This is a genomic window from Hydrogenophaga defluvii (genome assembly GCF_042665235.1).
Taxonomy (GTDB): domain Bacteria; phylum Pseudomonadota; class Gammaproteobacteria; order Burkholderiales; family Burkholderiaceae_C; genus Hydrogenophaga; species Hydrogenophaga defluvii_A.
The window spans coordinates 89767-115361 of record NZ_JBHTBZ010000089.1 but is presented as its reverse complement, the minus strand read 5'-3'; the positions used below and the strand labels follow the sequence as shown (position 1 = coordinate 115361).

Sequence of the window (25595 nt, the reverse complement as noted above, 5' to 3'; positions counted from 1 at the left end):
GTGCCAAATGATTGGTGCCGACGGCGAGACTCGAACTCGCACAGCTTTCGCCACTACCCCCTCAAGATAGCGTGTCTACCAATTTCACCACGTCGGCATTTGTCAGAAATCGCTGTCTCGCTAAGTCCACGAGGGATTGGTGTGGACTTGCTGACAAGCGTAGGAGTTTACCCTGAAACAAGGCGGGTTTTTGGCCCGGACCGTTGAAATTCGGTCACCAGCCCCACCCCACCTACGGGAAGGTGTGGGCCGCCTGACAAGCGCTCCCACACCCCATGACATGAGGCTTACTGCGCCGGAATTTGTGGCGCACCAGGCGCCGTGGTGGGCGCAGGTGTGGCGGGTACACCACCCGCAGCACCAGGCGCTGCCTCCACCGGCACGGGCACGGTTTCCAACACACTGCCACTCGCGGCCGTGGGGCGCAGGTTACCGAAGTAGGCCAGGCCCAAAGTGCAAGCCAGAAACACCGTGGCCAGCACCGCCGTGCTGCGCGACAGGAAGTTGGCGCTGCCCGAGGCACCGAACAGGCTGGCCGAACCACCACCGCCGCCACCAAAGGCCGCCCCGGCGTCCGCACCCTTGCCGTGCTGCATCAGGATCAGGCCAATCATTCCGATGGCGGCCAGGATTTGCACGGCCAGCAAAATGGTCATCAACACATTCATTCTTTGCTCCAAAAAGTCAAAAAGCGACGCCTCAGCACTCAGCTGCGGGCGGCGCGGATGATCTGCAGAAAATCGGGCACCTTGAGCGACGCGCCGCCGATGAGGCCGCCGTCGATGTCGGGCATGGCCAGCAGGCTGGCCGCGTTGGCGGCGTTCATGCTGCCGCCGTAAAGGATGTGCACACGCTTGTCGGCGTTGACCGTGGCCGCCGCCACCTGGGCGCGCAGCACATGGTGCACCACCTGCGCCTGCTCGGGCGTGGCCGTGCGACCGGTGCCAATGGCCCAGACGGGTTCGTAAGCCACCACCATCTCGCTGCTGCAGTGGCCCACGGTGTGGATCACGGCGGCCAACTGGCGTTTGACCACGGCCTCGGTCTGGCCGGCATCGCGTTCGGCCAACGTCTCGCCCACACACACGATGGGCGTGATGCCCGCCGCCAGCGCACGTTGCGCCTTGGCCGCCACCACCTCGTCCGTTTCGCCGTGGTACTGCCGGCGCTCGGAGTGGCCCACGATGGCGTAACGACAGGCGAAGTCGCGCAACATGGCCGCGCTCACCTCGCCCGTGTAGGCGCCCGATTCGTGGGCCGACACATCTTGTGCGCCCCAGGCGATGGGGCCTTTGCCCAACAACTGCTGCAACTGCGGCAGATAGGGCGCGCTGGCGCACACCGCCACCAGCACCGACTGGTCTTGCGCTTCGAGGCCTTGTTGAAAACCTTGCAGCAAGGCCTCGTTGGACGCGAGGCTGCCGTTCATTTTCCAATTGCCGACGATGAGCTTTTTCATCTCTTGGTTCCGGGTAAGCAACTTCAGGCCCAACTCAGCACCAGCTTGCCGATGTGCTGGTTGCTTTCCATCAGCGCATGTGCCTGTGCCGCCTGCGCGGCCGGGTACACGCTGTGGATCACCGGCTTGATGGCGCCGCTTTCGATCAAGGGCCACACCTTCGCCTTGAGCGATTGCGCGATGGCGGCTTTGAAAGCCACCGGGCGCGGGCGCAAGGTGGAGCCGGTGATGGCCAGACGGCGGCGCAACACGGCGCCGGCATTGAACTCCGCCTTCACACCGCCCTGCACGGCGATGATGACCAGCCGGCCTTCATCGGCCAGGCAGTCGATCTCACGCGCAACGTAAGCGCCAGCCACCATGTCGAGGATGACGTTGACACCGGCACCCCCGGTGACATCGGCCACCTCGCGCACGAAGTCCTGCGTCTTGTAATTGATGGCGTGGTCGGCACCCAAAGCCAGGCAGGCTTTCGCCTTGTCGTCGCTGCCCACGGTGACGATCACGCGCGCGCCCAGGGCCTTGGCCATCTGGATGGCCGTGACCCCGATGCCGCTGGAGCCCCCCTGGATCAGCAGGGTTTCGCCCGGCTGCAGGTGGGCACGGTCGAACACGTTGCTCCAGACCGTGAAGAAAGTTTCGGGCAACGAAGCGGCTTCCACATCGGACAAGCCCGCCGGCACCGGCAGGCACTGCCCCACGGGCGCCACGCAGTACTGCGCATAACCGCCACCGGCCACCAACGCGCACACACGGTCGCCCAGCTTCAGGCCTGCCGCGGCCAGGGCCGCTGCATCGCCCGCTTCGATCACGCCAGCCACTTCGAGGCCAGGCAGATCGGAGGCGCCCGGTGGCACGGGGTAGTTGCCGGTGCGCTGCAGCACGTCGGGGCGGTTCACGCCCGACGCGCTGACACGGATCAGCAACTCGCCCGCACCGGCTTCAGGCCGGGGACGCTCGCAGCGTTGCAAGACCTCAGGCCCGCCAAAGGCGGTGATCTCGACAGCTTGCATGGTGGCCATGGCGGCGCTCGCCTTACTGCTGTTGCTGCTGCTCTTGCTGCTGCTGTTGAGCAGCGGCGTCGGCAGCACCACGGTGGTCGGCGCGCTCAGCACGTTCCGGACGCTCAGCACGCTCGGGACGGTCGGCCAGGGCCTTCATGGACAGCTTGATGCGGCCCTTCTCGTCGGTCTCCAGCACCTTGACCTTGACGATCTGGCCTTCTTGCAGGTAGTCGGTGACCTTTTCCACGCGCTCGTGGGCGATCTGGCTGATGTGCAGCAGGCCGTCCTTGCCGGGCAGGATGTTGACCAGGGCACCGAAGTCCAGGATCTTGGTGATCGGGCCTTCGTAGACCTTGCCGATCTCGGCTTCGGCGGTGATGGCTTCGATGCGGCGCTTGGCTTCATCGGCCTTGGTCGAATCGGTGGCGGCGATGGTGATGGTGCCGTCTTCCTCGATGTTGATCTGGCAGCCGGTCTCTTCGGTCAGCGCGCGGATGACGGCGCCGCCCTTGCCGATCACGTCACGGATCTTCTCGGGGTTGATCTTCATGGTGAACAGCTTGGGCGCGAAGTTGGACACCTCGGTCTTGGCCTCACCCATGGCGTCCTGCATCTTGCCCAGGATGTGCATGCGTGCTTCCTTGGCCTGGGCCAGTGCCACCTGCATGATTTCTTTGGTGATGCCCTGGATCTTGATGTCCATCTGCAGGGCGGTCACGCCATTGGTGGTGCCGGCCACCTTGAAGTCCATGTCGCCCAGGTGATCTTCATCGCCCAGAATGTCGGTCAGCACGGCAAAACGGTTGCCGTCCTTGATCAGACCCATGGCGATACCGGCCACATGCGCCTTCATGGGCACGCCGGCGTCCATCAGTGCCAGGCAGCCGCCGCAGACCGAAGCCATGGACGAGGAGCCGTTGGACTCGGTGATTTCCGACACCACACGCATGGTGTAGGGGAATTCTTCCTTGCTCGGCAACGCGGCCACCAGGGCGCGCTTGGCCAGACGGCCGTGGCCGATTTCGCGGCGCTTGGGCGAACCCACGCGCCCCGTTTCGCCGGTGGCGAAGGGAGGCATGTTGTAGTGCAGCATGAAGCGGTCTTCGTACTCGCCAGCCAACGCGTCGATGCGCTGGGCGTCGCGGTCGGTGCCGAGGGTGGCCACCACCAGCGCCTGGGTTTCACCCCGGGTGAACAGGGCCGAACCGTGGGTGCGCGGCAGCACGCCATTGCGGATTTCGATGGCGCGCACGGTGCGGGTGTCGCGGCCGTCGATGCGGGGCTCGCCGGCCAAAATCTGGCCACGCACGATCTTGGCTTCGATTTCGAACAGCAGGCCTTCGATGGCGACGCTGTCGAAGGCCACGCCTTCGGCCTTCAGGGCGGCCATCACGTCGGCGTAAGCGGTGCGGCATGCCTGGGTGCGGGCTTGCTTGTTGCGAATTTGGTAAGCGGCTTCGAGCTTGGCCTTGGCCAGGCCGTCGATCTTGGCGATCAGGGCCTCGTCCTTGGCGGGCGCTTGCCAGTTCCACTCCGGCTTGCCTGCGTCACGCACCAACTCGTTGATGGCGGCGATGGCGATGTTGCCTTGCTCATGGCCAAACACCACGGCGCCAAGCATCACTTCTTCGCTCAGTTGCTGGGCTTCCGATTCAACCATCAGCACGGCCGCCTCGGTGCCGGCCACGATCAGGTCCATGGACGAGTTCTTGCGCTCGGTCTGGCCCGGGTTCAACACGTACTGGCCATTCACATAACCCACACGGGCGGCGCCAATGGGGCCGTTGAAGGGGATGCCCGACACCGACAGCGCGGCGCTGGTGGCGATCATGGCGGCGATGTCGGCGTCGACCTCAGGGTTCAGCGACAGCGTGTGGATGACCACCTGCACTTCGTTGAAGAAACCTTCGGGGAACAGCGGGCGGATCGGGCGGTCGATCAGGCGGCTGGTCAGGGTTTCGAGTTCGCTGGGGCGGCCTTCGCGCTTGAAGAAGCTGCCAGGGATCTTGCCGGCGGCGTAGGTCTTCTCGATGTAGTCAACGGTCAACGGGAAGAAGTCCTGGCCCGCCTTGGCGTCCGACTTGGCCACCACGGTGGCCAGCACCACGGTGCCTTCCATGTCGAGCAGCACGGCGCCGCTGGACTGGCGGGCGATTTCGCCGGTTTCCATGCGGACCGAATGCTGGCCCCACTGGAAGGTTTTGGTGACTTTGTTGAACATGGTCATGTGGTTCTCCTGTGTGAGAGGTGCATGTGGCAGCACCCGGCGCCCGGAACCCACATTTGCAGAACACGATGCCATTCCAGCGGACTTGAGGAACCTGCGGCTTCAGGTCCGTTGGAATGACACAGCTTCGCTCTGCTTGATGTGATGTACCCGAAAGATGAAAGGGGAAAAACAAGCGAAAAACGCCTGAGCCAGCGAACCAACCCAGGCGTTTTTGCGCTACTTGGCTACAGCAATTACTTGCGCAGGCCCAGTTTGGCGATCAGAGCCACGTAACGGTCGGCGTCACGGGACTTCAGGTAGTCGAGCAGCTTGCGGCGGCGGCTGACCATGCGCAGCAGACCGCGGCGGCCGTGGTGGTCCTTGGCGTGGGTCTTGAAGTGGGGGGTCAGCTCGTTGATGCGAGCGGTCAGGATGGCGACCTGGACTTCGGGGCTGCCAGTGTCGGCGGCGCCACGTGCGTTGGCCGCAATGACTTCGGCCTTGACGGATTGAGCGATCATTTCGATTTCCTTAGGAGTACATGCGTCCTGCCGCAGCCGCCCGGACCCAGAAAAACGTTCCCAGACCGGCGCCACAACAGGCGTGAAGATGCCACCCGTTTGGGCAGCAACCCGCGATTATAGCCGGAGCCAGCGCTTGAGTCGATCCACCCCCTCGAGCAGCCGGCCCGTGTCGCGGCTGGCAAAACACCAGCGCAGCCAACCTGCCGCCTCGGGCCCGAAGGCGCTGCCGGGCGCCAGGCCCAGCCCTGCCTCGCGCACCAGGCGCTTGGCCACGTCCAGGCAATCGTCCTGGCCGTGGATGCGCAAAAAGGCGTACATACCCCCCAGCGGCGTCGCCACCTCGATGCCGGGCAGCGCCTGCAGGGCAGGCACCAGCGTGTCGCGGCAGGTTTTGAGGTGGGCCACCAGGGCGGGCGTCACCTCGTCCGCCCGCGCCAGGGCCTGCAAGGCGGCGCGCTGCACAAACACGGGCGCACACGAGGTGTTGAACTCGATCAGCTTGCCCATTGCGTCGGTCAAACCCGGTGGCATCACCAGCCACCCCAGGCGCCAGCCGGTCATGAGGAAACTCTTGGAGAAGCTGTGGGTGACGATCAGGCGGTCGTCGGCCTTGGCGTGGTCCAAAAAGGACGGCGCGCAGCCATTGGCGGTGGGCGCGTAGTAGAGCCGTTCGTACACCTCGTCGGCCAGAATCCAGGTGCCGGTCTGGCGGCAATGGGCCAGGATGGCGCGCTGCTCATCGGCGCTCAGCGTCCAGCCGCTGGGGTTGTTGGGGGCGTTGACCACCAGCAGACGCGTGCGGGGCGTGATGGCGGCCAGCAGCTCGGCCAGGTCCAGCCCCCAGGCACCGTCCACCCCGGGGCGCAGCGGCACGCGGCGCACCTGCGCGCCCATGATGAGCGGTTGCGCCACCAGGTTGGGCCACACCGGCGTGACGGCCACCACCTCGTCGCCCGCGTCCAGCACGGCCTGGCAGGCCAGCATGAGGCCGTTGACACCGCCGGAAGTGACGGCCAACCGGTCCGGGAGCCCCTGCCCCGCCTGCGTTGGGTGCAGTCGCGCGGTGTAGGTCGCAAGAGCGGCGCGCAACTCGGGCAAACCGAGGTTGTGCGCGTAAAAGGTTTCGCCCTCGTGTAGCGAGGCGATCGCGGCCTCGCGGATGAAGGCCGGCGTGACCTCGTCGCTCTCACCAAACCAGAACTTGAGCACGCCTTCGCGGCCCAGGCCCTCGTTGGCGACTTCACGGATGCGGGAGCCCTCCAGGGCGCTGACGGCGTTTCTCATGCCGCCGATTCTCCCTCAGCGTGGGCGTTGCATCTGGCAGCTGTGCGGCATTTCGGCCTGCTCGGCGGTGATTTGGCGCACGGGGCGGAAACCGAAGCCCGAGCCTTCCACATCGAACTTCACGCCGGGCGCCCCCTGCTTGTCCATCACCGCCACCACCAGGGGTTGCTGCAACTGGTGGTCGCCCGCCCGCATGCGTGCGGTCTGGCCGGCAAAACTCACCTGCGCCGTTTCCAGGGCAGCGGCAATGGCTTTGGCCTCGGTGCTGCCAGCGCGTTCGATGGACTGGGCCAGCGACTCGATCAGCAGTTGCATGCGCATGTGCACGTAATCGTCTTCCGGCTTGGGGAAACGCTGGCGGAACGACTGGTAGAAGGCCTCGGACTCGCGGGTGGCCACGTTGGGGAACCAGTCCGCCACGGCGATCACCTTGCCGATGCCGGCCTCGCCGATGGCCGCAGGCGCGCCCAGCGCGTTGCCATAGAAGGTGTAGAAGCTGCCCTCGAAACCCACCTCGCGCGCGGCCTTGACCAGCAGCGTCAGGTCGTTGCCCCAGTTCCCGGTCAACACCGCCTGCGCGCCGCTGGCCTTGATCTTGGTGGCGTAGGGCAAAAAGTCCTTCACGCGTGCCATGGGGTGCAGCTCGTCGCCGACGATCTTCACGTCGGGGCGCTTGTCGGCCAACTGGCGCTTGGCCTCTTTCAGCACCGCCTGGCCAAAGCTGTAGTCCTGGCCGATCAGGTAGATGCTCCTGAGCGCCTTGTCGTCCTTGAGCACGCTCATCAGCGCGTTCATGCGCATGTCCGCGTGGGCATCAAAACGGAAGTGCCAGTAGCTGCACTTCTCGTTGGTCAACACCGGGTCCACCGCCGAGTAGTTGAGAAACACCACCTGGCGCTGTGGCTCGCGCTCGTTGTGTTTGCCAATGGCATCGATCAACGCCGCCGCCGTGGCCGACGAGTTGCCCTGAACCACCACGTTGATGCCACCGTCCACCGCCGCACGCAGCGACGACAGCGCCTCCTCGTTCTGACCCTTGCTGTCGTAACGCACCAGCGCCAGTGGCCGCGCACCACCCGGCAACTTGACGCCCCCCCGGGCGTTGACACGCTCCACCGCCCACAGCAGGTTGCGGAACACCGACTCGCCGGTGTTGGCCAACGGGCCCGAGAACACCTCAATCATGCCGATGCGCACGGGTGCCGCCGAGGGCGCGGCCGCGTTTTGCGCCAGCGCGCCACCGGCTCCCACCGCCCAACCCAGGCCTGCGATCAGGCCAGCCACCAGCTGGCGGCGAAGTTCTCTCATGTGCTTCATGTTCAGGAATACCTTGTGCCAACCGCACGGAGGGGCACGATTGCCACCTGTCGCCAATGCGACAACTTTCCGCCGATCAAGGTCGCGGAGTGTAATTCATAATTACAGAGCGGATTCACCCAAGCCCGTCAGCTTGGCAGGGTTTCTGCCCCCGTTGTCCGATCCGGTGCCAGCTCCGACAAAGGCCAGCGAGGCCGCACGTCAAAGCGGTAGCTGATCGTTTCACCGCTCGCCGGCAACAAGCCGGCCAACACGCGCATGCCAGCGGCCAGGGCGATCATCGCGCCGTTGTCGGTGCACAGGTCCAGCTCGGGGTAATGCACCCGCACGCCGCGCGCCGCGCACCCGGCATTGAGCTGCTGGCGCAGCAGGCTGTTGGCCCCCACCCCGCCCGCCACCACGAGGCGCTTCAGGCCCGACTGCGCCACCGCCGCCAGCGACTTTTTGACCAGCACCTCGACGATGGCGGCCTGGGTGGACGCGGCCACATCGGCCACCACGTGGGGCGGCAGTTGCGCCACCGTGCCCACGTCGTGCTGGGCCAGTTGTTTCTTCACGGTGGTCAGCACCGCCGTCTTCAGGCCAGCAAACGAAAAATCCAGATCGCCACTGTGCAGCAGCGGGCGCGGCAGCTTGTGCGCCGTCGCGTCGCCCTGCCCGGCCAGGCGCGACAGCGCCGGCCCGCCGGGGTAGCCCAGGCCCAGCAGCTTGGCCGATTTGTCGAAAGCCTCGCCGGCCGCGTCATCGATGGTCTCGCCCAGCAGTTCATAGCGGCCCACGCCATCCACCCGCATGAGCTGCGTGTGACCGCCTGACACCAGCAAGGCCACAAACGGAAACTCGGGCGGATCGGCGCTCAAAAAAGGCGAGAGCAAATGCCCTTCCAGGTGGTGAATGCCCAGCACCGGCTTGCCCAGCGCGGCCCCCATGGCCACCGCCACACCCGCGCCCACCAACAAGGCGCCCGCCAAGCCAGGGCCTCGGGTGAAGGCCACCAGGTCCACCTCAGCCAGCGTGCGCCCAGCGCGGTTCAACACCTCGGTGCTCAACGGCAGCACACGGCGGATGTGGTCGCGGCTGGCCAGCTCGGGCACCACGCCACCATAGGCCTGGTGCATGGCGATCTGGCTGTGCAAGGCGTGCGCCAGCAGGCGCGGCACACCGGCCTGCGTGGCGGCGGCAGACGCGTCCACCAGCGCCACGCCGGTTTCATCACAAGAGGATTCGATTCCGAGGATCAACATGGTCCCAGTGTAAAAGCCCCGAGGGCACGGATATTGCTGCCGCCACGGGGACATGAAATCCGGACTCCATTTCCTGCTCGCCGCCAAATGCTGCGAAATCGCCGAGTTGCAGCAACTCACGCTCACCGCCGAATTGGTGGATGCGAGCGCACGTCTGGTGCACGAGCTGCAGCGCGAGCGTGGCATGAGCAACCTGTACCTGGGTTCAGCCGGGCAGCGTTTTGGTGCCGAGCGTTTGGCGCAGGTGGCGCAGACGGCACACGCCGAACAAGCGTTGCGCCAGCACTTCGACCAGCTGGACACCCAGGCCACGCAGTTGCGCCAGGGCGCGCGGCTGTTTGCGCGCATCGCCTATGTGCTGCACGGGCTGGCTGCGCTGCCGGCCCTGCGCCAGCAGGTGGGGCGCGGTGCGTGGCTGCCCGCGCAGGCCACCGCCGCCTACACGCGGCTCATCGCTGGCCTGCTGGCGGTGATCTTCGAAGCGGCCGACACCGCCAGCGACCCGGCCATTTCGCGTCTGCTGGTGGGGTTTTTCAACTTCATGCAAAGCAAGGAACTGGCCGGCCAGGAACGCGCCACCGGCAGCGCCCTGTTTGCCAGCGGCCAGGCCGACGACGCCGGGCAGCAGCGGCTGACCTATCTGATCGAGTCGCAAGAACGTGCGCTGGAGGTGTTTGCGCAGTTCGCACCGGGCGAGGCCGTTGCGCTGTGGCAGCGCAGCGACGATCCCAACACCCGAGCCGCGCTGGAACGCATGCGCCGCATGCTGGGCGCCACGGTCGCGGGCGGCGCACTCAACCCGGAGCTGAGCCAACGCTGGTTCGACACCTGCACCGAACGCATGGAGGCCATGAAAGCGGTGGAAGACCACCTCAGCAAAGACCTGCGCGCCTTGTGCCACCAGCGCCGCGAACACCTGGGGCAGGAGCTGCAGGCGCTTGATCAGGTACCCACCAGCGTGCTCCCTGTCGGCTTGGACTTTTTTGATGCCACACCAGACGGCTCGCCGTCGCCGGGCTTGCCCCTGGGGACGCAGCTGCAGCACTCGGTGCTGGAGCTGGTGCAAGCCCAGGCTCAAAGGCTGCAAGCCATGTCGGCCGAGCTGGACACCACCCGCGCCAGCCTGAACGAACGCAAGCTGGTGGAACGCGCCAAGGGCCTGCTGATGGCACAGCGCCAGTTGAGCGAGGCCCAGGCCCACAAGACGCTGCGCCAGCTTGCAATGAACCAGAACCGCCGCCTGGTGGACGTGGCCGAAGCTGTGCTCGCACTGGCCGATCTGACCACGGGCACCGTGCACCCGCACACGGATGCTGCAACGCACAAATAACGTGCTTGTGCCCCGTGCCGGTGCACAAACGGCCGCATCCCGTCCAGCGTAAGGGGCAAAACCAGCTGGCACACAAACTGCTTAACAGTTGACGAGGCACCCACCAAGGGCGGTGGGTACCAACCGTCAGCCAGACACAGGACAACGGCGTCCGTATTCGCAGCGCAACCCGCGCTCCGAGACGGACGCCGTTGTGCTTTCTGGAACCGCATTTTTGTTGGCCTACAGGAGTTGAACATGGACACACCCGTCACACCCGCTGTCGCACACACCGACACAGCCTCCCGCCGCGACTTCCTCAAGACCGCCGCCGCCGGCACCGCCTGGTTCAGCACGCTGGGCCACCACGGCGCGTGGGCCGCCGGGTCGGATGCACCCGAAAAGAAAGAGGTCAAGATCGGCTTCATCCCGCTGACCGACTGCGCCAGCGTGGTCATGGCCTCGGTGCTGGGCATCGACCAGAAGTACGGCGTCAAGATCATCCCCACCAAAGAGGCGAGCTGGCCCGGCGTGCGCGACAAGCTGGTCAACGGCGAGCTGGACCTGGCCCACGTGTTGTACGGCCTGGTGTACGGCGTGCACCTGGGCACGGCCGGCCCCAAGAAGGACATGGCTGTGCTGATGAACCTGAACCAGAACGGCCAGGCCATCACCCTGAGCAAGAAGCTGGCGGACAAAGGCGCCGTGGACGGTGCCAGCCTGGCCAAACTGATGGCCACCGACAAACGCGAATACACCTTCGCCCAGACCTTCCCCACCGGCACCCATGCCATGTGGCTGTACTACTGGTTGGCGGCGCACGGCATCAACCCCATGAAGGACGCCAAAGTCATCACCGTGCCGCCACCGCAGATGGTGGCCAACATGCGCGTGGGCAACATGGACGGCTTCTGCGTGGGCGAGCCCTGGAACCACCGCGCCATCATGGACGGCATCGGCATCACGGGCACCACCACGCAGGACATCTGGCCCGAGCACCCGGAAAAGGTGCTGGGCACCACCTCGGAATGGGTGCAGAAATACCCCAACACCGCACGCGCTGTGACGGCCGCCATTCTGGAGGCCGGCAAGTGGATCGATGCCGGTCTGCAGAACAAGCTCAAGATGGCCGAGACCATCGCCGACCGAGCCTACGTGAACACCAGCGTGGACGCCATCAACCAGCGCATCCTGGGCCGCTACCAGAACGGCCTGGGCAAGACCTGGGACGACCCCAACCACATGAAGTTTTTCAACGACGGCGCGGCCAACTTCCCCTACCTGAGCGACGGCATGTGGTTCCTCACCCAGCACAAGCGCTGGGGCCTGATGAAGGACCACCCCGACTACCTGGGCGTGGCCAAGTCCATCAACCGCATCGACATCTACAAACAGGCCGCCAGCGCCGCCAAGGTCAGCCTGCCCAAGAGCGAGATGCGCAGCCACAAGTTCATCGACGGCGTGAGCTGGGACGGGAAAGACCCGGCCAAGTACGCCGACAGCTTCAAAGTCAAAGTCTGAGGAGCACGCCATGGTCAGCGCTGTATTTCACTCACCCCTGGATGCGAGTTCCATGAACCCCAGCAACGCCCCATCTGCCCCCGAGCGGCCCGCCGCCAAGGTGGCCCCCTCGGTGGCTACGGTGGCCGCCCCCAGCCGACCACCCTTCGACTGGCGCGGCCTGTGGCTGCGCGTGTTGCCGCCGATCTTTGGTTTGGGCCTGCTGGTCGGCATCTGGGCCCTGGTGTCGGTGTCCACCGGCAGCAGCATACCCTCGCCCGCCGCCACCTGGGAGGCCGCCGTCAAGCTGTTCAGCGACCCCTTCTACCGCAACGGCCCCAACGACCAGGGGATAGGCTGGAACGTGCTCTCGTCGCTGCAGCGCGTGGCCGTGGGCTTCGGCCTGGCCGCACTGGTGGGCATCCCCGTGGGTTTCATGATCGGGCGCTTCACCTTCCTCTCGCGCATGTTCAACCCACTGATCAGCCTGCTGCGCCCGGTGTCGCCACTGGCCTGGCTGCCCATCGGTCTGCTGGTGTTCAAGGGCGCCAATCCGGCCGCCATTTGGACCATTTTCATCTGCTCCATCTGGCCCATGGTCATCAACACCGCCGTGGGCGTGCAGCGCGTGCCACAGGACTACATGAACGTGGCCCGCGTGCTCAACCTCAGCGAATGGAAGATCCTGACCAAGATCCTCTTTCCCGCCGTGTTGCCCTACATGCTGACCGGGGTGCGCCTGGCCGTGGGCACGGCGTGGCTGGTGATCGTCGCCGCCGAGATGCTGACCGGCGGCGTGGGCATCGGCTTCTGGGTCTGGGACGAGTGGAACAACCTCAACGTCCAGCACATCATCGTCGCCATCTTCGTCATCGGCGCCGTCGGCCTGGTGCTGGAGTTCGCGCTCATCAAACTCGCGTCCCTGTTTACCTTTGAAGAGGTGAAGGCATGACCACCAAATACATCGAAATCCAGAACGTCGAGCAGACCTTCAAGACCAAGAAGGGCCTGTTCCCCGCGCTGCGCGACATCCACCTCACCGTGGCCAAGGGCGAGTTCGTGGCCCTCATCGGCCACTCGGGCTGTGGCAAGTCCACCCTGCTCAACCTGCTGGCCGGGCTGACCGAACCCACACAAGGCGTGCTGCTGTGTGCCAACAAGGAAATAGCCGGCCCTGGCCCCGAGCGCGCGGTGGTGTTCCAGAACCACTCGCTGCTGCCCTGGCTGACCTGCTTCGAGAACATCCACCTGGCGGTGGAGCGCGTGTTTGGCGCTACCGAGAACCGCGCACAGCTCAAGGCCCGCACCGATGCGGCGCTGGCCCTGGTCGGCCTGACGGCGGCGGCGCAGAAACGCCCCGGCGAAATCAGCGGCGGCATGAAGCAGCGCGTGGGCATTGCGCGGGCGCTGTCGATGGAGCCCAAGGTGCTGCTGATGGACGAGCCCTTTGGCGCACTCGATGCGCTGACCCGCGCCAAGCTGCAGGACGAGCTGCTCGACATCGTGGCCAAGACGCAGGCCACCGTGATGATGGTGACCCACGACGTGGATGAAGCCGTGCTGTTGAGCGACAAGATCGTGATGATGACCAACGGCCCGGCCGCCACCATCGGCGAGGTGCTCAGCGTGGACCTGCCCCGCCCGCGCAACCGCGTGGCATTGGCGGACGATGCGCGTTACCAGCACTGCCGCAAGGCGGTGATCGATTTCCTCTACACCCGCCAGGGGCACGTGGAGAAGGTGGCCTGAACGCTCGGCACAAGCTGATTTTGTGCTCGCGGCCGCACTGTGCCTGCAGCCGTCTGCGCAGCGGTTGAGGTGGTGTTCGAGGCACGTTAATCCCGATTGGACGGATCAATAATCCAATTTGGACGCTGTTTCAATTCATAATGGACGACATCGAAATCCGCCCTGGACGGCCCATGTCGCACCCACCCGAAGCGCCTTCAGCGTCTGCACCCGGCCTGATTGCCCGCCACTTGGCGCCGGTGTTGAACGAAGCCTTGCAAGACACCCCGGCCGTGCTGATCAACGGCCCGCGCCAGTGTGGGAAGACCACGCTGGCGCAGCAGTTGGCCAGCGAGAGGGGTGACATGGCCTACCTCACCCTGGACGACCCCAACCTGCTGGCCGCTGTTCAGCAAGACCCGCTGGGTTTTGCCCGCCAACTCGACCGCGCCGTGATTGACGAGGTGCAGCGCGCACCCCAGTTGCTGCTGGCCCTCAAACTGGTGATCGATCAGGACCGCCGCCCAGGCCGCTTCTTGCTCACCGGCTCGGCCAACCTCATGGCCTTGCCCCAGATTGCCGACAGCCTGGCGGGCCGCCTGGCGCTGCACACCTTGCTGCCCTTGTCACAAGCCGAGATACAAGGTCGCCCGAACGACTTTCTGCAACGCGCACAGGCGCAAACTTGGCCGCTCAGCCACCCCCTCTGGGCCGCGCCACAGCGCGACACCGTGGGCCAGGTGTTGGCCGGCGGCTACCCGGAAATGCGCCAGCGCCCCACCGCTGCCCGACGCCAGGCCTGGGCGAAGGCCTACATCCAGACCCTGGTCGAACGTGACGTGCGCGACATCGCACAGATCGATCAGCTCCACCAATTGCCCCACACGCTGGCGGTGGCCGCGGCACAGTGTGGACAGCTGTTCAACGCCACACAAGCCGGTGCCCAACTCGGCCTGAATGGCAAAACCGTGGACAAATACCTGGGCATCCTGGAAAAACTTTTCCTGGTGCAGCGCCTGCCCGCGTGGAGCCACAACGAACTCAGCCGCCTCATCAAGGCGCCCAAGCTGCATTTTCTGGACGCCGGCCTGCAAGCCAGCATGACCCGCCTGAGCAGCGATCTCGTGTTCAACCAACGTGCGCGCTGGGGCGCCACGCTTGAAACCTGGGTGCATGCCGAACTGCGCAAAGCGCTGAGCCTCAGCGCCGACGCCTGGTTCCTGTCCCACTACCGCGACAAAGACCAGGTAGAGGTGGATTTTGTGCTCGAATCGCCACTGCGCCAGATCATGGGCATCGAAGTCAAGGCCGCCGCCACGGTGCAGGCGAGCGATTTCAAAGGCCTGAAAAAACTCCAGTCACTGACGGGCGACGCATTCACCACCGGCATCGTGCTGTACGACGGCACCCAGGCCCTGTCCTTTGGGTCCGGTCTGTGGGCCGTACCGCTTTCAGCCCTCTGAGTTCAGCAACAACACCTGCGCCACCACCACGTCCAGGCTGGGGCGGGCGTTGCCTTGCTTGTCGGTCCAGACCTTGGGGGTCAGCGCGCCGGTGAGGCTCAGCGCATCGCCGTCGCGCAGCGCCAGCAATGCGGCACACGGCGCCGCGTCGAAGGCGATGGCATTGACAATGAACTCCTCGTCGGCCCTGTTGCGGGCCAGCACGCGGGCCACCACATACTCGCGACCGGCCTTGTCCACGCGCCGCGAGGCGTCGCCCATCAGGTGGCCGGCTATCAAGGCGTCGATCATGCGCGCGGCTTCACGAAACCCGAGGCCGCCCAGGCCAAGGCGCTGTCCACATTGAGCTTGAAGCTGGGCGGCACCGGCACACAAGCCAGTTCTTCGTCCAGTGTGTCCAAGGCACGCAAGCTGGCCGTGGCACCGTCCTCGTCCGGCACGATGGCCAGTAGAACGCGGATGCGGCGCCCGTCCACATCCACCGTCACGCTTCGGTTCAGTTCGGCGTGGCGCTGCTGCTCGGCCCGGCGAATGAATTCGCTGGCGGTTTTCACCAAGGTGTTGAACGCAGCGGTGTCCAGCGGCTTGGGGTTCTTCTTGTCGCGTCCCATGGTCCATGGCCCCACCAGGGCCGGCTCGGCTTCGCCATCTAGGTACATGGCCACCGCCCAGCCATCATCGTCTTCGTTCTTGATGACACGGGCGGTCCAGTGTTCATCGCTCCACACGCGGTCTTCGCGGATGGGTGCTTGGGTGTTTTCGCTCATGCGGCGATGGTAACTGGGGGCTTGGCTAAGCAACCGCGCAGCACCTGCCCAACTTGGTGCAACACGCACAACCCTGGGCAGCGGCATGACCGTGAAAGGCGGAAGCAAGTGCCGCCAGCGGGTGACGCCAACGGCTGCCGCACACGCCGACCACGTGGCACACGTCTTGCATAACCTCTGGCAGACGTGACGACGCGTCGCGCCCCGACCGCAACAGCGGGGCATGTGTGCACAACGCCGTGCATGCGCTGGTGAACGTGACCCGACCGCAGGCGGGTCTTGGATGGCTTTTGGGCCGCACTGTTGCACCCCATTTTTTGCCGCCAGGTGACCGGTCCGCGCCGCTGCGTGTGCCCTTCCGCCTGTGCGCCACGACTTCTTTCGTTTCCAGGCGAAACACAATCAGGAGCAGCCGCGATGAAGAAATCCAAACTGGTGATGGTGGGCAACGGCATGGCCGGCGTGCGCACGCTGGAGGAGCTGATCAAGATCGCTCCCGACCTCTACGACATCACGGTTTTCGGCGCCGAGCCCCACCCCAACTACAACCGCATCCTGCTGTCGCCGGTGCTCGCTGGCGAGCAGACGCTGGAGGAAATTGTCCTCAACGACTGGTCCTGGTACAGCGACAACGGCGTCACGCTGCACGCCGGCACCAAGGTGACCGAGGTGGACCGGGTCAAGCGCGTGGTGCACGCGGTCAACGCGGCTGGCGAGCAGGTGTCGGCCGAATACGACCGCCTGATCATGGCCACCGGCTCCAACCCCTTCATCCTGCCGATCCCCGGCAAAGACTTGAAGGGCGCGCTGGCCTACCGCGACATCGCCGACACCCAGGCCATGATTGATGCCGCCGCGCAGTACAAACACGCGGTGGTCATCGGCGGCGGCCTGCTGGGCCTGGAAGCGGCCAACGGCCTGATGAAACGCGGCATGAGCGTGAGCGTGGTGCACGTCTCGCCCTGGCTGATGGAGCGCCAGCTCGACGACGTGGCGGGCAAGCTGCTGCAGAAATCGCTGGAAGAGCGGGGCATGAAGTTCCTGATCGGCGCCAACACGCAGGAGCTGGTGGGCGACCAGGATGAGGGCAAAGGTGGCCGCGTCAAGTCGGTCAAGTTCAAGGACGGCAGCGAGGTGCCGGCCGACCTGGTGGTGATGGCCGTGGGCATACGCCCCAACACCGAGTTGGCCGAAAAGATGCGCCTGCACGTCAACCGCGGCATCGTGGTCAGCGACACCCTGCAGACCGTGACCGACCCGCGCATCTACGCTGTGGGCGAGTGCGCGGCCCACCGGGGCATTGCCTACGGCCTGGTGGCGCCGCTGTTCGAGCAGGGCAAGGTGCTGGCCACACACCTGGCCGAGTTCGGCATCGGCCGCTACACCGGCTCGCTCACATCGACCAAACTCAAGGTGACCGGCATCGACCTGTTCTCGGCCGGCAACTTCATGGGCGGCGATGGCGCAGAAGAGATCGTGATGAGCGACCCCTTCGGCGGCGTCTACAAGAAGCTGGTGATCCAGAACGACAAGCTGGTGGGCGCCTGCCTTTACGGCGACACGGTGGACGGCTCGTGGTACTTCAAGCTGCTGCGCGAAGGCCGCAGCGTGGCCGACATCCGCGACAAACTGATGTTCGGCGAGTCCAACATCGGCGACGTGGGCCACGAAGGCCACAACAAAGCCGCCAGCATGCCCGACGAGGCCGAGGTCTGCGGTTGCAACGGCGTCAAGAAGGGCGCCATCTGCAAGGCCATCAAGGACAAGGGCCTGTTCACGCTCGAAGAGGTGCGCAAGCACACCAAGGCCAGCGCCTCGTGTGGCTCCTGCACCGGCCTGGTCGAGCAGATTTTGATGTTCACCGCCGGTGGCGATTATTCGGCGAGCCCGAAGCTCAAGGCCATGTGCGGCTGCACCGACCACGGCCACGCGGCGGTGCGCGAAGCCATTGCCACGCCCCTGGCCGACGGCAGCAAGCTGCTGACCTCGGCCCAGGTGTTTGCCCACCTGGGCTGGAAGACGCCCAACGGCTGCGCCAGCTGCCGCCCGGCCATCAACTACTACCTCATCAGCACCTGGCCCAAGGAGGCCAAGGACGACCCGCAGAGCCGCTTCATCAACGAACGCGCCCACGCCAATATCCAGAAGGATGGCACCTACAGCGTGATCCCGCGCATGTGGGGCGGCGAGACCACGGCCGACGAGCTGCGCCGCATTGCCGATGCGGTGGACAAGTACCAGATCCCCACCGTCAAGGTGACCGGCGGCCAGCGCATCGACCTGCTGGGCGTGAAAAAGGAAGACCTGGTCAACGTCTGGAAGGACATCGGCATGCCCAGCGGCCACGCCTACGCCAAAGCGCTGCGCACGGTGAAAACCTGCGTGGGCAGCGAGTGGTGCCGCATGGGCACACAAGACAGCACGCAGATGGGCAAGGACCTGGAACGCGCCATGTGGCGCATGTACGCGCCACACAAGGTGAAGTTCGCCGTCTCGGGCTGCCCGCGCAACTGCGCCGAGGCCGGCATCAAGGACGTGGGCATCATCGGCGTGGAATCCGGCTGGGAGATGTACGTGGGCGGCAACGGCGGCATCAAAACCGAGGTGGCGCACTTCTTCGCCAAGCTCAAGACCGCCGAGGAAGTGATGGAGTACACCGGCGCCTTCATGCAGCTCTACCGCCTGGAAGGCTGGTACCTGGAGCGCACGGTGCACTACATCAACCGCGTGGGCCTCGATTACGTAAAGAAAAAGATCCTGGAAGACGCCGAGGGCCGCAAGGCGCTGTGGGAGCAGTTGCAGTTCGCGCTCGACGGCGAACCCGACCCGTGGTTCGACCTCCAGGAAGCCGCGGTGGACACCCGGCAATTCATTCCGATCAACCCCGCCGTCACGGCACAAGCCGAAGGGAGCGCCGCATGAGCGAAGCCAACTGGACCCCCATCTGCCGTGTCGAGGACATCCCGGTGCTGGGCTCGCGCCGTGTGGCGCGCGACGCCGGCCTGGACGTGGCCATTTTCCGTAACGACCAGGACGAAGTTTTTGCCCTGCTCGACCGCTGCCCGCACAAGGGCGGACCGCTGAGCCAGGGCATCGTCTTCGGCACCAGCGTGGCCTGCCCGCTGCACAACTGGACCATTGGCCTGTGCACCGGCCAGGCGGCCGCGCCCGACGAAGGCTGCACGCCCAAGTTCGTGGTCAAGGTGAAGGATGGTCAGGTGTTCCTGGATGCCACGCAGTTGGCGTCACACGCTACCGATCTGACCCGTCCCATCGCCGGACCAACCCGCCGTGTTTTGTCCCCTCTCCCCCTGGGAGAGGGCTAGGGTGAGGGCAGGCGCCGTGCACACCCGCTCCGTCAACAGCCCTCACCCCTACCCTCTCCCAGAGGGAGAGGGACCCAAGTCGGAAACCCGCTCCACCTGTCCTTACTGCGGCGTTGGCTGTGGTGTGATCATCGCCTCCGATGGCGCGCAGATCACCGGTGTGCGCGGCGACCCCGATCACCCGGCCAACTTCGGCAAACTTTGCACCAAGGGCAGCACGCTGCACCTCACGGCCACGCCGCAGGTGACGCGACAGACCCGGCTGCTGCAGCCCATGCGGCGGCTGCAGCGCGGTCAGGCACCGGTGGCCATGCCCTGGGACGCAGCCATGGACCTGGCCAGCGAGCGCATTGCCGGCATCGTGCAGGCCCATGGCCCCGACGCCGTCGGCCTGTACCTCAGCGGCCAGTTGCTGACCGAGGACTACTACGTCTTCAACAAGCTGGCCAAGGGCCTGCTGGGCACCAACAACGTGGACACCAACTCGCGCCTGTGCATGAGCAGCGCGGTGGCCGGCTACAAACTCACCCTGGGCGCCGACGCGCCCCCCGCCTGCTACGACGACGTCAACCACGCCCAGTGCCTGTTCATCGTTGGCAGCAACGCGGCCTACGCCCACCCCATCCTGTTCCGCCGCATCGAAGAGGCCAAGCGCGCCAACCCGGCCATGAAGGTGATCGTGGCCGACCCGCGCCGCACCGACACCGCCGAACTGGCCGACCTCTTCCTGCCCCTGCTGCCCGGCAGCGACGTGGCGCTGTTCCACGGCCTGCTGCACATCATGTTGTGGGAAGGCTGGACCGACCCTGCCTACATCGCGGCCCACACCAGCGGCTTCGACGAACTCAAGGCCCTGGTGCGGGAATACACGCCGGAATCGGTGGCACAAACCTGCGGGCTGAAAAAAGAGGATCTGTTCACCGCAGCGAAATGGTTCGCCACTTCGCCGGCCACCCTCAGCCTCTACTGCCAGGGCTTGAACCAGAGCAGCAGCGGCACGGCCAAAAACGCCACCCTGATCAACCTGCACCTGGCCACCGGCCAAATTGGCAAGCCCGGCGCCGGCCCCTTCAGCCTGACCGGCCAGCCCAACGCCATGGGCGGCCGCGAGGTGGGCGGCCTGGCCAACCTGCTCAGCGCCCACCGCGACCTGGCCAACCCCGCGCACCGCGCCGAGGTGGCGGCCCTGTGGGGTGTGGCCGCTGTGCCTGAAAAACCCGGCAAGACGGCGGTGGAGATGTTCCAGGCCGCCGCCGATGGCGAGATCAAGGCCCTGTGGATCGCCTGCACCAACCCGGCGCAATCCATGCCCGACCAAGCCACCGTGCGCCGGGCTCTGCAGCGCGCCGAATTTGTCATCGTGCAAGAGGCCTTCGCCACCGCCGCCACCTGCGAGTTTGCCGACCTGCTGCTGCCCGCCACCACCTGGGGCGAAAAGGAAGGCACGGTCACCAACAGCGAGCGCCGCATCAGCCGCGTGCGCGCCGCCTTGCCGGCGGCCGGCGAGGCACGGCACGACTGGCTTATCGCGGTGGACGTGGCGCAACGCCTGGAGGCCCGCCTGCGCCCCGGCCAGCCCAGCCTGTTCGACTACCCCACGCCCGAAAGCGTGTGGCTGGAGCACCGCGACAGCACACGCGGACGCGACCTCGACATCACCGGCATGAGCTACGCCCAGCTGGAAGCCCAGCCCCAGCAGTGGCCACAACCCGAGGGCGCCGCCCAGGGCACCACGCGTCTGTACGAAAACGGCGTCTTCCCCACCGCCGACGGCCGCGCCCGCTTTGCCGCCCTGCCCCACCGCCCGCTGGCCGAGTCGCGTGAATCGCGCTTTCCGTTTTCGCTCACCACCGGCCGCCTGCGCGACCAGTGGCATGGCATGACCCGCACCGGCACCCTGGGCCGCCTGTTCGGCCACGTGGCCGAACCCACGGTGCAACTGCACCCGCAAGACATGGCACGTCGGGGCCTGAAAGAAGGCAACCTGGTGCAGGTGACCAGCAAACGCGGCTCTATCGTGCTGCCGGCGCAGGGCGACACCGGCCTGGGCCTCTCGCAAGCCTTCATCGCCATGCACTGGGGGCCCGAGTACCTGAGCGGTCGCAGCAGCGTGGGCGAGCCCCTGGCCGGCGTCAACGCACTCACCACCTCGGCCTACTGCCCCAGCTCCAAACAGCCCGAGCTCAAACACGCGGCGGTCAAGGTGCTGAAGGCCGATCTGTCGTGGACGCTGCTGGCCATGGCCTGGCTGCCCGATGATCAGGCGCTCAGCACGCTCACCGAACTGCGGGGGCTCATGCCTTCGTTCGAGTTCGCTGCCTGTGTGCCCTTTGGAAGGGAGCGCACCGGCGTGTTGCTGCGCGCCGCTGCGCACGAACCACCGGACGCCGCGCTCATCGACCAGATCGAACAACTGCTGGGGCTGGCCATGTCCGACACACTGCGCTACCACGACCGCCGCCTGGGCCAGCGCCGCAGCGTGCGCCTGGTGCGCGACGGCGAATCCACCACGGTGCAGGGTTTTGTGCTGGCCGGCGACAGCCGCGCCGAGGCCTGGATACGGCCGGTGCTGCAGGACGAGTTGCCCGCTGGCGGCTACGGCCGCCTGCTGCTGATGCCGGGCGCCCAGGCGCCGGTGGCTGTGGTGGCCAAGGGCCGCCAGGTCTGCACCTGCTTCAACGTGAACGAACCCGCCATCACCACACAACTGCAAGGGAACGCGGGCAACGAGGACCAGCGCCTGGCCAACCTGCAGGGCGCACTGAAATGTGGCACCAACTGCGGCTCCTGCGTGCCCGAACTGCGCCGCCTGGTGCGGGCCACGCCGCCTGTGGCGACAGCCGCCATATAAGCCAAAGTCATTTGCACTGCGGGACAATCGCGCACCATGGGGATCAGCCACTACATCAAGGAGATCGGGCGCGGCAAGGACGGCGCCCGGGCGTTGTCGCGCGAACATGCGACCGACCTGTTCGGCCAGGTGCTGGACGGCGCCGTGACCGATCTGGAGGTGGGCGCCTTCTGCCTGGCCATGCGCATCAAGGGCGAAACCCCCGAAGAGATGGCCGGGTTTCTCGATGCCACCCGAGAGCGCACCCTGCTGCAGGGATCGGCCGACCTCTTGCCCGTGGTGCTGCCCAGCTACAACGGCGCGCGCAAGCTGCCCGTGCTCACCCCCTTGCTGGCCCTGCTCCTGGCACAGCGCGGCCTGCCCGTGCTGGTGCACAGCGCGGCCACCGATTCGGTGCGTGTGCACGCCCCCACGGTGCTGGGCCTGTTGGGCATCGCGCCCGGCGCCGCTGTGGCAGCGGGCCAGGTGAGCCTGGCCCCCACCGATACACTGTGCCCCGGTTTGAAGCGCCTGCTGGACGTGCGCCGCGTGGTCGGCCTGCGCAACCCGGCACACAGCCTGGTCAAACTCATGAACCCCTGCGTGGGCCGCGCCCTGGTGGTGGGCAGCTACACCCACCCCGAGTACGCCGTGTCGATGGCACAGACCTTCGAACTCGTCCAGGCCGATGCCCTGCTGCTGCGCGGCACCGAAGGCGAACCGGTGGCCGACCCGCGCCGCGCGCCGCAGATGGACGGCTTTGTGGCCGGCCAGCGCCAGCGCCTGCAGGACATCCAGGCAGGCTCGCTGCAACAACTGCCCGACCTGCCCGCACCGGACGCCGAGGCCACCGCCCGCTACACCCGCGCCGTGCTGGATGGCGACCTGCCCGTGCCCGCGCCGCTGGCCGCACAGGTGGAACACATCTTGCAAATTCACACCCAAATTCACGCCCAACTTCAACCCGCCAAGGCCACGCCATGACCACCCCTTTCGCCCCCACCGTGACCCTGGTCGGCGCCGGCCCGGGCGACCCCGAGCTGCTCACCCTCAAGGCCGTCAAAGCCATACAACGGGCCACCGTGCTGCTGGTCGACGACCTGGTCAACCCGGCCGTGCTGGAACACGCCAGCCCAAGCGCCCGCATCGTGCACGTCGGCAAACGTGGCGGCTGCAAAAGCACGCCTCAGGCCTTCATCGAAAAACTCATGGTCATGGCCGCGCGCGAGGGTGAAACCGTGGTGCGCCTCAAGGGCGGCGACCCCTTCATCTTCGGCCGAGGCGGCGAGGAAGTGGAAAGCCTGCAGCGCGAAGGCATCGCGGTGTTGGTGGTCAATGGCATCACGGCGGGCCTCGCCGCCGTCACTTCGCTGAACGTGCCCCTGACCCACCGCAACCACGCCCACGGCGTCGTCTTCGTCACCGGCCATGCCAAACCTGGTGACGACGGCACCGACTGGGCCGCCCTGGCCACCACCGCGAAGGCTGCCAAGCTCACGCTGGTGATCTACATGGGCGTGAGCGGTGTGGAACACATCGCGGGCGGCCTGCTGGCCGGCCTGCCCACCAGCACCCCGGTGGCCATCGTGCAACACGCCAGCCTGCCGCATCAGCGCGAGGCCTTCTGCACGCTGGGCGATCTGGCACACACCGTGCGCGAGCAAGGCATGGGCAGCCCGGCGGTGATGGTGGTGGGGGACGTGACGGCCGGTGTGGCCGCCGCCTCGCACAAAACCGCACAACAGGCACGGCAAGCCGCCTGAACACGCGCACGAAGCACTTCTGCCGACATTGGCCTTGTCGTCTATAGGCCAATGGCCTACACTTCGCCATGGATTTCGAATGGGATGGGGCCAAAAGCGACGCCTGTTTTGTGGAGCGGGGTTTTGACTTTGCGTATGCCGCGCAAGCCTTCTTCGATCCGGACCGCTTGATCAGCCCCGATCTGCGACGCAGCTACGGAGAAGACCGCTTCCGTTTGCTCGGCCGCATCGACACCCGGGTTTTTGTGCTGGTGTACACATCGCGTCCTCAGGCCACCCGAATCATCTCGGCCCGCAAAGCCAACACACGAGAGGTCAAGCAGTATGAAAACGGTACGCGTGAAGATTGAACCCGCCACGCACACGGGTGCAAGCAGCGGACGTGTGGACCTGTCCAGGCTGGATGCCACCAGCGAGGTTGACCTCGCCAGACAGGCCGCTCAGGATGAAGCGCTGGCCCAACAGGACGCCGCCAAATTCGCCCGCCGCGTGCGGCGGCGCCTGGGTTTCAGCCAGGCCGAATTCGCCCGCCGCATCGGTGTGTCGCCCGAAACCATACGCAACTGGGAACAGGGCAAACGCAGCCCCACAGGGGCGGCCCACGCATTGCTCAAAGTGCTGGACAAAGCCCCCGAAGCCGCTCTGGCCGCCCTGCATTGATGCGAGCCTTTCTGGCCATTTCAGGCACGGCACTTGCAGGTGTGAGGCACGCAGCCTGACCTCCTCGCACCATGACCCACCTGCCCGCCACCAACGACATCTCCTTGGTCAACCTCGCGGCACGCCAGCGCATGCTGTCGCAGCGCCTGGCGCTGCAAATCCTGCTGGCGGCGCAGGGCCGCGACGGCATGGAACAGGCCGCGCAAGCGACGCTGAAGCTGTTCGCCGACAGCCAGGCGCAGTTGCTGAACACCCTGGGCCGGTTACCCGCCACCGACGCCGCCGCGCTGCAGGCGGTTTACCAAGGCCCAGGCGGCGTGCAGCGGCTCATCGACAGCTTCATCACGCAAGCCAAAGACGCCCTGGCGCCGGGCCCGCTGCAGGCCCGCGCCTTGGCCTGGCTGGTGGACCACATCGACGAGGTGCTGACCGCGCTCAACACCGCCACCACCGCCTTCGACCAGATCAGCACCCGCAAAGAGGCTTCGCTGATGAAGGAGCTGCGTGGCATCGTGGGCGATATCCAGTCCGTCGCGCGGGAAGCCAAGGTGGTGTCCTTCAACGCCCAGGTGATCGCCGCGCGGGCGGGCAGCGTGGGCCGCGAGTTCGCCGTGGTGGCGTCCACCCTGTCCACCATCAGTACCGAGGTGGACACCCTGGCACGCAAGGGCATGGCGCTGGCCACACGCTGAGGTCGGGCGGGGTTGGAGGACATTGCACCCACGAGGTGCACACGGCGGCGGCCGTTCCTATAATGATTTTTCACTTTTGCGCTTTGCACAGAGCCAGCGCCACCGACCACCCACGCACCCGCCATGAGTCCGACCGCCGCTCTGAACTTCTCCGAACCGGGCCTCGTCACGGCCCTGCACACAGCCACCGACGCCGAGCTTGACACGCTGGACTTCGGCGTGATCGGCATGGACAGCCTGGGGCTGGTGCGGCGCTACAACCGGTTTGAATCCGAGGCCGCGGGGCTCTCGCGCGAGCGGGTGGTGGGCCAGCCGCTGTTCACCGTGGTGGCGCCGTGCATGAACAACTTCATGGTGGCCCAGCGTTTTGAAGACGCCGTGGCTGAGCAGCTCGCGCTGGACGACACCCTCGCCTACGTGTTGACCCTGCGCATGCGCCCCGTCAAGGTGCGGCTGCGCCTGCTTTATCAACCCGGTCTGGCCCAGCGTTTTGTGCTGGTGGACCGATCCACCTGA

The 25595-nt window shown here is 66.1% G+C and carries 24 protein-coding genes and 1 tRNA gene; 14 read left to right on the top strand and 11 right to left on the bottom strand.

The annotated features are described in order from the left end of the window. Nucleotides 1-12: 12 nt before the first annotated feature. The 9 genes from ACFQU0_RS21525 to tsaD form a co-directional block, all read right to left on the bottom strand. Nucleotides 13-97: transfer RNA gene (locus ACFQU0_RS21525), tRNA-Leu, on the bottom strand. A 190-nt stretch (nucleotides 98-287) separates the two neighbouring features. Further along, nucleotides 288-668, bottom strand: a complete 381-nt coding sequence (gene secG / locus ACFQU0_RS21520; RefSeq protein WP_382204272.1) for a preprotein translocase subunit SecG — start codon at nucleotides 666-668, stop codon at nucleotides 288-290. Nucleotides 669-706: 38 nt separating this feature from the next. Further along, nucleotides 707-1459 carry a triose-phosphate isomerase gene (tpiA, locus tag ACFQU0_RS21515; protein WP_382204270.1) on the bottom strand — a complete coding sequence of 251 codons (753 nt, stop codon included), beginning with the start codon at nucleotides 1457-1459 and terminating at the stop codon, nucleotides 707-709. Nucleotides 1460-1482: 23 nt separating this feature from the next. Then, the gene (locus ACFQU0_RS21510; RefSeq protein WP_382204387.1) at nucleotides 1483-2472 is read right to left on the bottom strand and encodes an NAD(P)H-quinone oxidoreductase; all 990 of its coding nucleotides are present in this window, start codon (nucleotides 2470-2472) and stop codon (nucleotides 1483-1485) included. A gap of 22 nt (nucleotides 2473-2494) precedes the next feature. Continuing rightward, the gene (gene pnp / locus ACFQU0_RS21505) at nucleotides 2495-4690 is read right to left on the bottom strand and encodes a polyribonucleotide nucleotidyltransferase (protein WP_382204268.1); all 2196 of its coding nucleotides are present in this window, start codon (nucleotides 4688-4690) and stop codon (nucleotides 2495-2497) included. A 236-nt stretch (nucleotides 4691-4926) separates the two neighbouring features. Further along, nucleotides 4927-5193: a 30S ribosomal protein S15 gene (rpsO, locus tag ACFQU0_RS21500; RefSeq protein ID WP_382204266.1), complete on the bottom strand. Its 267-nt coding sequence runs from the start codon at nucleotides 5191-5193 to the stop codon at nucleotides 4927-4929. Nucleotides 5194-5310: 117 nt separating this feature from the next. Then, nucleotides 5311-6480 (bottom strand): pyridoxal phosphate-dependent aminotransferase, encoded by a 1170-nt coding sequence (locus ACFQU0_RS21495; protein ID WP_382204264.1) that lies wholly within the window; start codon nucleotides 6478-6480, stop codon nucleotides 5311-5313. 15 nt (nucleotides 6481-6495) lie between these two features. Continuing rightward, nucleotides 6496-7788 (bottom strand): branched-chain amino acid ABC transporter substrate-binding protein, encoded by a 1293-nt coding sequence (locus tag ACFQU0_RS21490; protein WP_382204262.1) that lies wholly within the window; start codon nucleotides 7786-7788, stop codon nucleotides 6496-6498. A gap of 137 nt (nucleotides 7789-7925) precedes the next feature. After that, nucleotides 7926-9041: a tRNA (adenosine(37)-N6)-threonylcarbamoyltransferase complex transferase subunit TsaD gene (gene tsaD, locus ACFQU0_RS21485; RefSeq protein ID WP_382204260.1), complete on the bottom strand. Its 1116-nt coding sequence runs from the start codon at nucleotides 9039-9041 to the stop codon at nucleotides 7926-7928. A gap of 52 nt (nucleotides 9042-9093) precedes the next feature. On the opposite strand from tsaD, the gene ACFQU0_RS21480 reads away from it, so the two are divergent. From ACFQU0_RS21480 to ACFQU0_RS21460, 5 genes are all read left to right on the top strand, one after another. Further along, a complete protein-coding gene (locus tag ACFQU0_RS21480) occupies nucleotides 9094-10371 on the top strand; it encodes a nitrate- and nitrite sensing domain-containing protein (protein ID WP_382204258.1) in 1278 nt (425 codons plus the stop codon). A 237-nt stretch (nucleotides 10372-10608) separates the two neighbouring features. Beyond that, the gene (locus tag ACFQU0_RS21475; protein WP_382204256.1) at nucleotides 10609-11871 is read left to right on the top strand and encodes a CmpA/NrtA family ABC transporter substrate-binding protein; all 1263 of its coding nucleotides are present in this window, start codon (nucleotides 10609-10611) and stop codon (nucleotides 11869-11871) included. Nucleotides 11872-11881: 10 nt separating this feature from the next. After that, entirely contained in the window at nucleotides 11882-12802 is a 921-nt protein-coding gene (gene ntrB / locus ACFQU0_RS21470; RefSeq protein WP_382204254.1) for a nitrate ABC transporter permease, read from the top strand. Further along, on the top strand, nucleotides 12799-13599 hold the full coding sequence (locus ACFQU0_RS21465) for an ABC transporter ATP-binding protein (RefSeq protein WP_382204252.1): 801 nt from the start codon (nucleotides 12799-12801) through the stop codon (nucleotides 13597-13599). The genes ntrB and ACFQU0_RS21465 overlap by 4 nt, the downstream gene beginning before the upstream one ends. 173 nt (nucleotides 13600-13772) lie before the next feature. Then, nucleotides 13773-15041: an ATP-binding protein gene (locus tag ACFQU0_RS21460; protein WP_382204250.1), complete on the top strand. Its 1269-nt coding sequence runs from the start codon at nucleotides 13773-13775 to the stop codon at nucleotides 15039-15041. Here ACFQU0_RS21460 and ACFQU0_RS21455 read toward each other — a convergent pair. Together ACFQU0_RS21455 and ACFQU0_RS21450 are read right to left on the bottom strand one after the other, a co-directional pair. Further along, on the bottom strand, nucleotides 15030-15332 hold the full coding sequence (locus tag ACFQU0_RS21455) for a single-stranded DNA-binding protein (RefSeq protein WP_382204248.1): 303 nt from the start codon (nucleotides 15330-15332) through the stop codon (nucleotides 15030-15032). The two genes, ACFQU0_RS21460 and ACFQU0_RS21455, sit on opposite strands and share 12 nt — an antisense overlap. Beyond that, nucleotides 15329-15808, bottom strand: coding sequence for a hypothetical protein (locus ACFQU0_RS21450; RefSeq protein WP_382204246.1), 480 nt, complete (start codon nucleotides 15806-15808; stop codon nucleotides 15329-15331). The genes ACFQU0_RS21455 and ACFQU0_RS21450 overlap by 4 nt, the downstream gene beginning before the upstream one ends. Nucleotides 15809-16225: 417 nt before the next feature. Between ACFQU0_RS21450 and nirB the strand changes: the two genes are divergently transcribed. From nirB to ACFQU0_RS21405, 9 genes are all read left to right on the top strand, one after another. Beyond that, the gene (nirB, locus tag ACFQU0_RS21445; RefSeq protein ID WP_382204244.1) at nucleotides 16226-18730 is read left to right on the top strand and encodes a nitrite reductase large subunit NirB; all 2505 of its coding nucleotides are present in this window, start codon (nucleotides 16226-16228) and stop codon (nucleotides 18728-18730) included. After that, nucleotides 18727-19134, top strand: coding sequence for a nitrite reductase small subunit NirD (gene nirD / locus ACFQU0_RS21440; protein ID WP_382204242.1), 408 nt, complete (start codon nucleotides 18727-18729; stop codon nucleotides 19132-19134). Before nirB ends, nirD begins: the two co-directional genes overlap by 4 nt. Before the next feature lie 16 nt (nucleotides 19135-19150). Next, on the top strand, nucleotides 19151-21985 hold the full coding sequence (locus tag ACFQU0_RS21435; protein WP_382204240.1) for a nitrate reductase: 2835 nt from the start codon (nucleotides 19151-19153) through the stop codon (nucleotides 21983-21985). Between the two features lie 36 nt (nucleotides 21986-22021). After that, a complete protein-coding gene (ybiB, locus tag ACFQU0_RS21430; RefSeq protein WP_382204238.1) occupies nucleotides 22022-22948 on the top strand; it encodes a DNA-binding protein YbiB in 927 nt (308 codons plus the stop codon). After that, nucleotides 22945-23727 carry a uroporphyrinogen-III C-methyltransferase gene (gene cobA / locus ACFQU0_RS21425; protein ID WP_382204236.1) on the top strand — a complete coding sequence of 261 codons (783 nt, stop codon included), beginning with the start codon at nucleotides 22945-22947 and terminating at the stop codon, nucleotides 23725-23727. The genes ybiB and cobA overlap by 4 nt, the downstream gene beginning before the upstream one ends. A gap of 68 nt (nucleotides 23728-23795) precedes the next feature. Further along, a complete protein-coding gene (locus ACFQU0_RS21420) occupies nucleotides 23796-24077 on the top strand; it encodes a BrnT family toxin (protein WP_382204234.1) in 282 nt (93 codons plus the stop codon). Then, nucleotides 24067-24387, top strand: coding sequence for a helix-turn-helix domain-containing protein (locus tag ACFQU0_RS21415; RefSeq protein WP_382204232.1), 321 nt, complete (start codon nucleotides 24067-24069; stop codon nucleotides 24385-24387). Before ACFQU0_RS21420 ends, ACFQU0_RS21415 begins: the two co-directional genes overlap by 11 nt. 71 nt (nucleotides 24388-24458) lie before the next feature. Beyond that, nucleotides 24459-25079: a type IV pili methyl-accepting chemotaxis transducer N-terminal domain-containing protein gene (locus tag ACFQU0_RS21410; RefSeq protein ID WP_382204230.1), complete on the top strand. Its 621-nt coding sequence runs from the start codon at nucleotides 24459-24461 to the stop codon at nucleotides 25077-25079. A 123-nt stretch (nucleotides 25080-25202) separates the two neighbouring features. Next, on the top strand, nucleotides 25203-25595 hold the full coding sequence (locus ACFQU0_RS21405) for a phosphonate transporter (RefSeq protein WP_382204228.1): 393 nt from the start codon (nucleotides 25203-25205) through the stop codon (nucleotides 25593-25595).

Bases quoted from the DNA above. Each gene is read 5' to 3' on its own strand.
- secG (WP_382204272.1), bottom strand. From the start codon at position 668: ATGAATGTGTTGATGACCATTTTGCTGGCCGTGCAAATCCTGGCCGCC.
- tpiA (WP_382204270.1), bottom strand. From the start codon at position 1,459: ATGAAAAAGCTCATCGTCGGCAATTGGAAAATGAACGGCAGCCTCGCG.
- ACFQU0_RS21510 (WP_382204387.1), bottom strand. From the start codon at position 2,472: ATGCAAGCTGTCGAGATCACCGCCTTTGGCGGGCCTGAGGTCTTGCAA.
- pnp (WP_382204268.1), bottom strand. From the start codon at position 4,690: ATGACCATGTTCAACAAAGTCACCAAAACCTTCCAGTGGGGCCAGCAT.
- rpsO (WP_382204266.1), bottom strand. From the start codon at position 5,193: ATGATCGCTCAATCCGTCAAGGCCGAAGTCATTGCGGCCAACGCACGT.
- ACFQU0_RS21495 (WP_382204264.1), bottom strand. From the start codon at position 6,480: ATGAGAAACGCCGTCAGCGCCCTGGAGGGCTCCCGCATCCGTGAAGTC.
- ACFQU0_RS21490 (WP_382204262.1), bottom strand. From the start codon at position 7,788: ATGAGAGAACTTCGCCGCCAGCTGGTGGCTGGCCTGATCGCAGGCCTG.
- tsaD (WP_382204260.1), bottom strand. From the start codon at position 9,041: ATGTTGATCCTCGGAATCGAATCCTCTTGTGATGAAACCGGCGTGGCG.
- ACFQU0_RS21480 (WP_382204258.1), top strand. From the start codon at position 9,094: ATGAAATCCGGACTCCATTTCCTGCTCGCCGCCAAATGCTGCGAAATC.
- ACFQU0_RS21475 (WP_382204256.1), top strand. From the start codon at position 10,609: ATGGACACACCCGTCACACCCGCTGTCGCACACACCGACACAGCCTCC.
- ntrB (WP_382204254.1), top strand. From the start codon at position 11,882: ATGGTCAGCGCTGTATTTCACTCACCCCTGGATGCGAGTTCCATGAAC.
- ACFQU0_RS21465 (WP_382204252.1), top strand. From the start codon at position 12,799: ATGACCACCAAATACATCGAAATCCAGAACGTCGAGCAGACCTTCAAG.
- ACFQU0_RS21460 (WP_382204250.1), top strand. From the start codon at position 13,773: ATGTCGCACCCACCCGAAGCGCCTTCAGCGTCTGCACCCGGCCTGATT.
- ACFQU0_RS21455 (WP_382204248.1), bottom strand. From the start codon at position 15,332: ATGATCGACGCCTTGATAGCCGGCCACCTGATGGGCGACGCCTCGCGG.
- ACFQU0_RS21450 (WP_382204246.1), bottom strand. From the start codon at position 15,808: ATGAGCGAAAACACCCAAGCACCCATCCGCGAAGACCGCGTGTGGAGC.
- nirB (WP_382204244.1), top strand. From the start codon at position 16,226: ATGAAGAAATCCAAACTGGTGATGGTGGGCAACGGCATGGCCGGCGTG.
- nirD (WP_382204242.1), top strand. From the start codon at position 18,727: ATGAGCGAAGCCAACTGGACCCCCATCTGCCGTGTCGAGGACATCCCG.
- ybiB (WP_382204238.1), top strand. From the start codon at position 22,022: ATGGGGATCAGCCACTACATCAAGGAGATCGGGCGCGGCAAGGACGGC.
- cobA (WP_382204236.1), top strand. From the start codon at position 22,945: ATGACCACCCCTTTCGCCCCCACCGTGACCCTGGTCGGCGCCGGCCCG.
- ACFQU0_RS21420 (WP_382204234.1), top strand. From the start codon at position 23,796: ATGGATTTCGAATGGGATGGGGCCAAAAGCGACGCCTGTTTTGTGGAG.
- ACFQU0_RS21410 (WP_382204230.1), top strand. From the start codon at position 24,459: ATGACCCACCTGCCCGCCACCAACGACATCTCCTTGGTCAACCTCGCG.
- ACFQU0_RS21405 (WP_382204228.1), top strand. From the start codon at position 25,203: ATGAGTCCGACCGCCGCTCTGAACTTCTCCGAACCGGGCCTCGTCACG.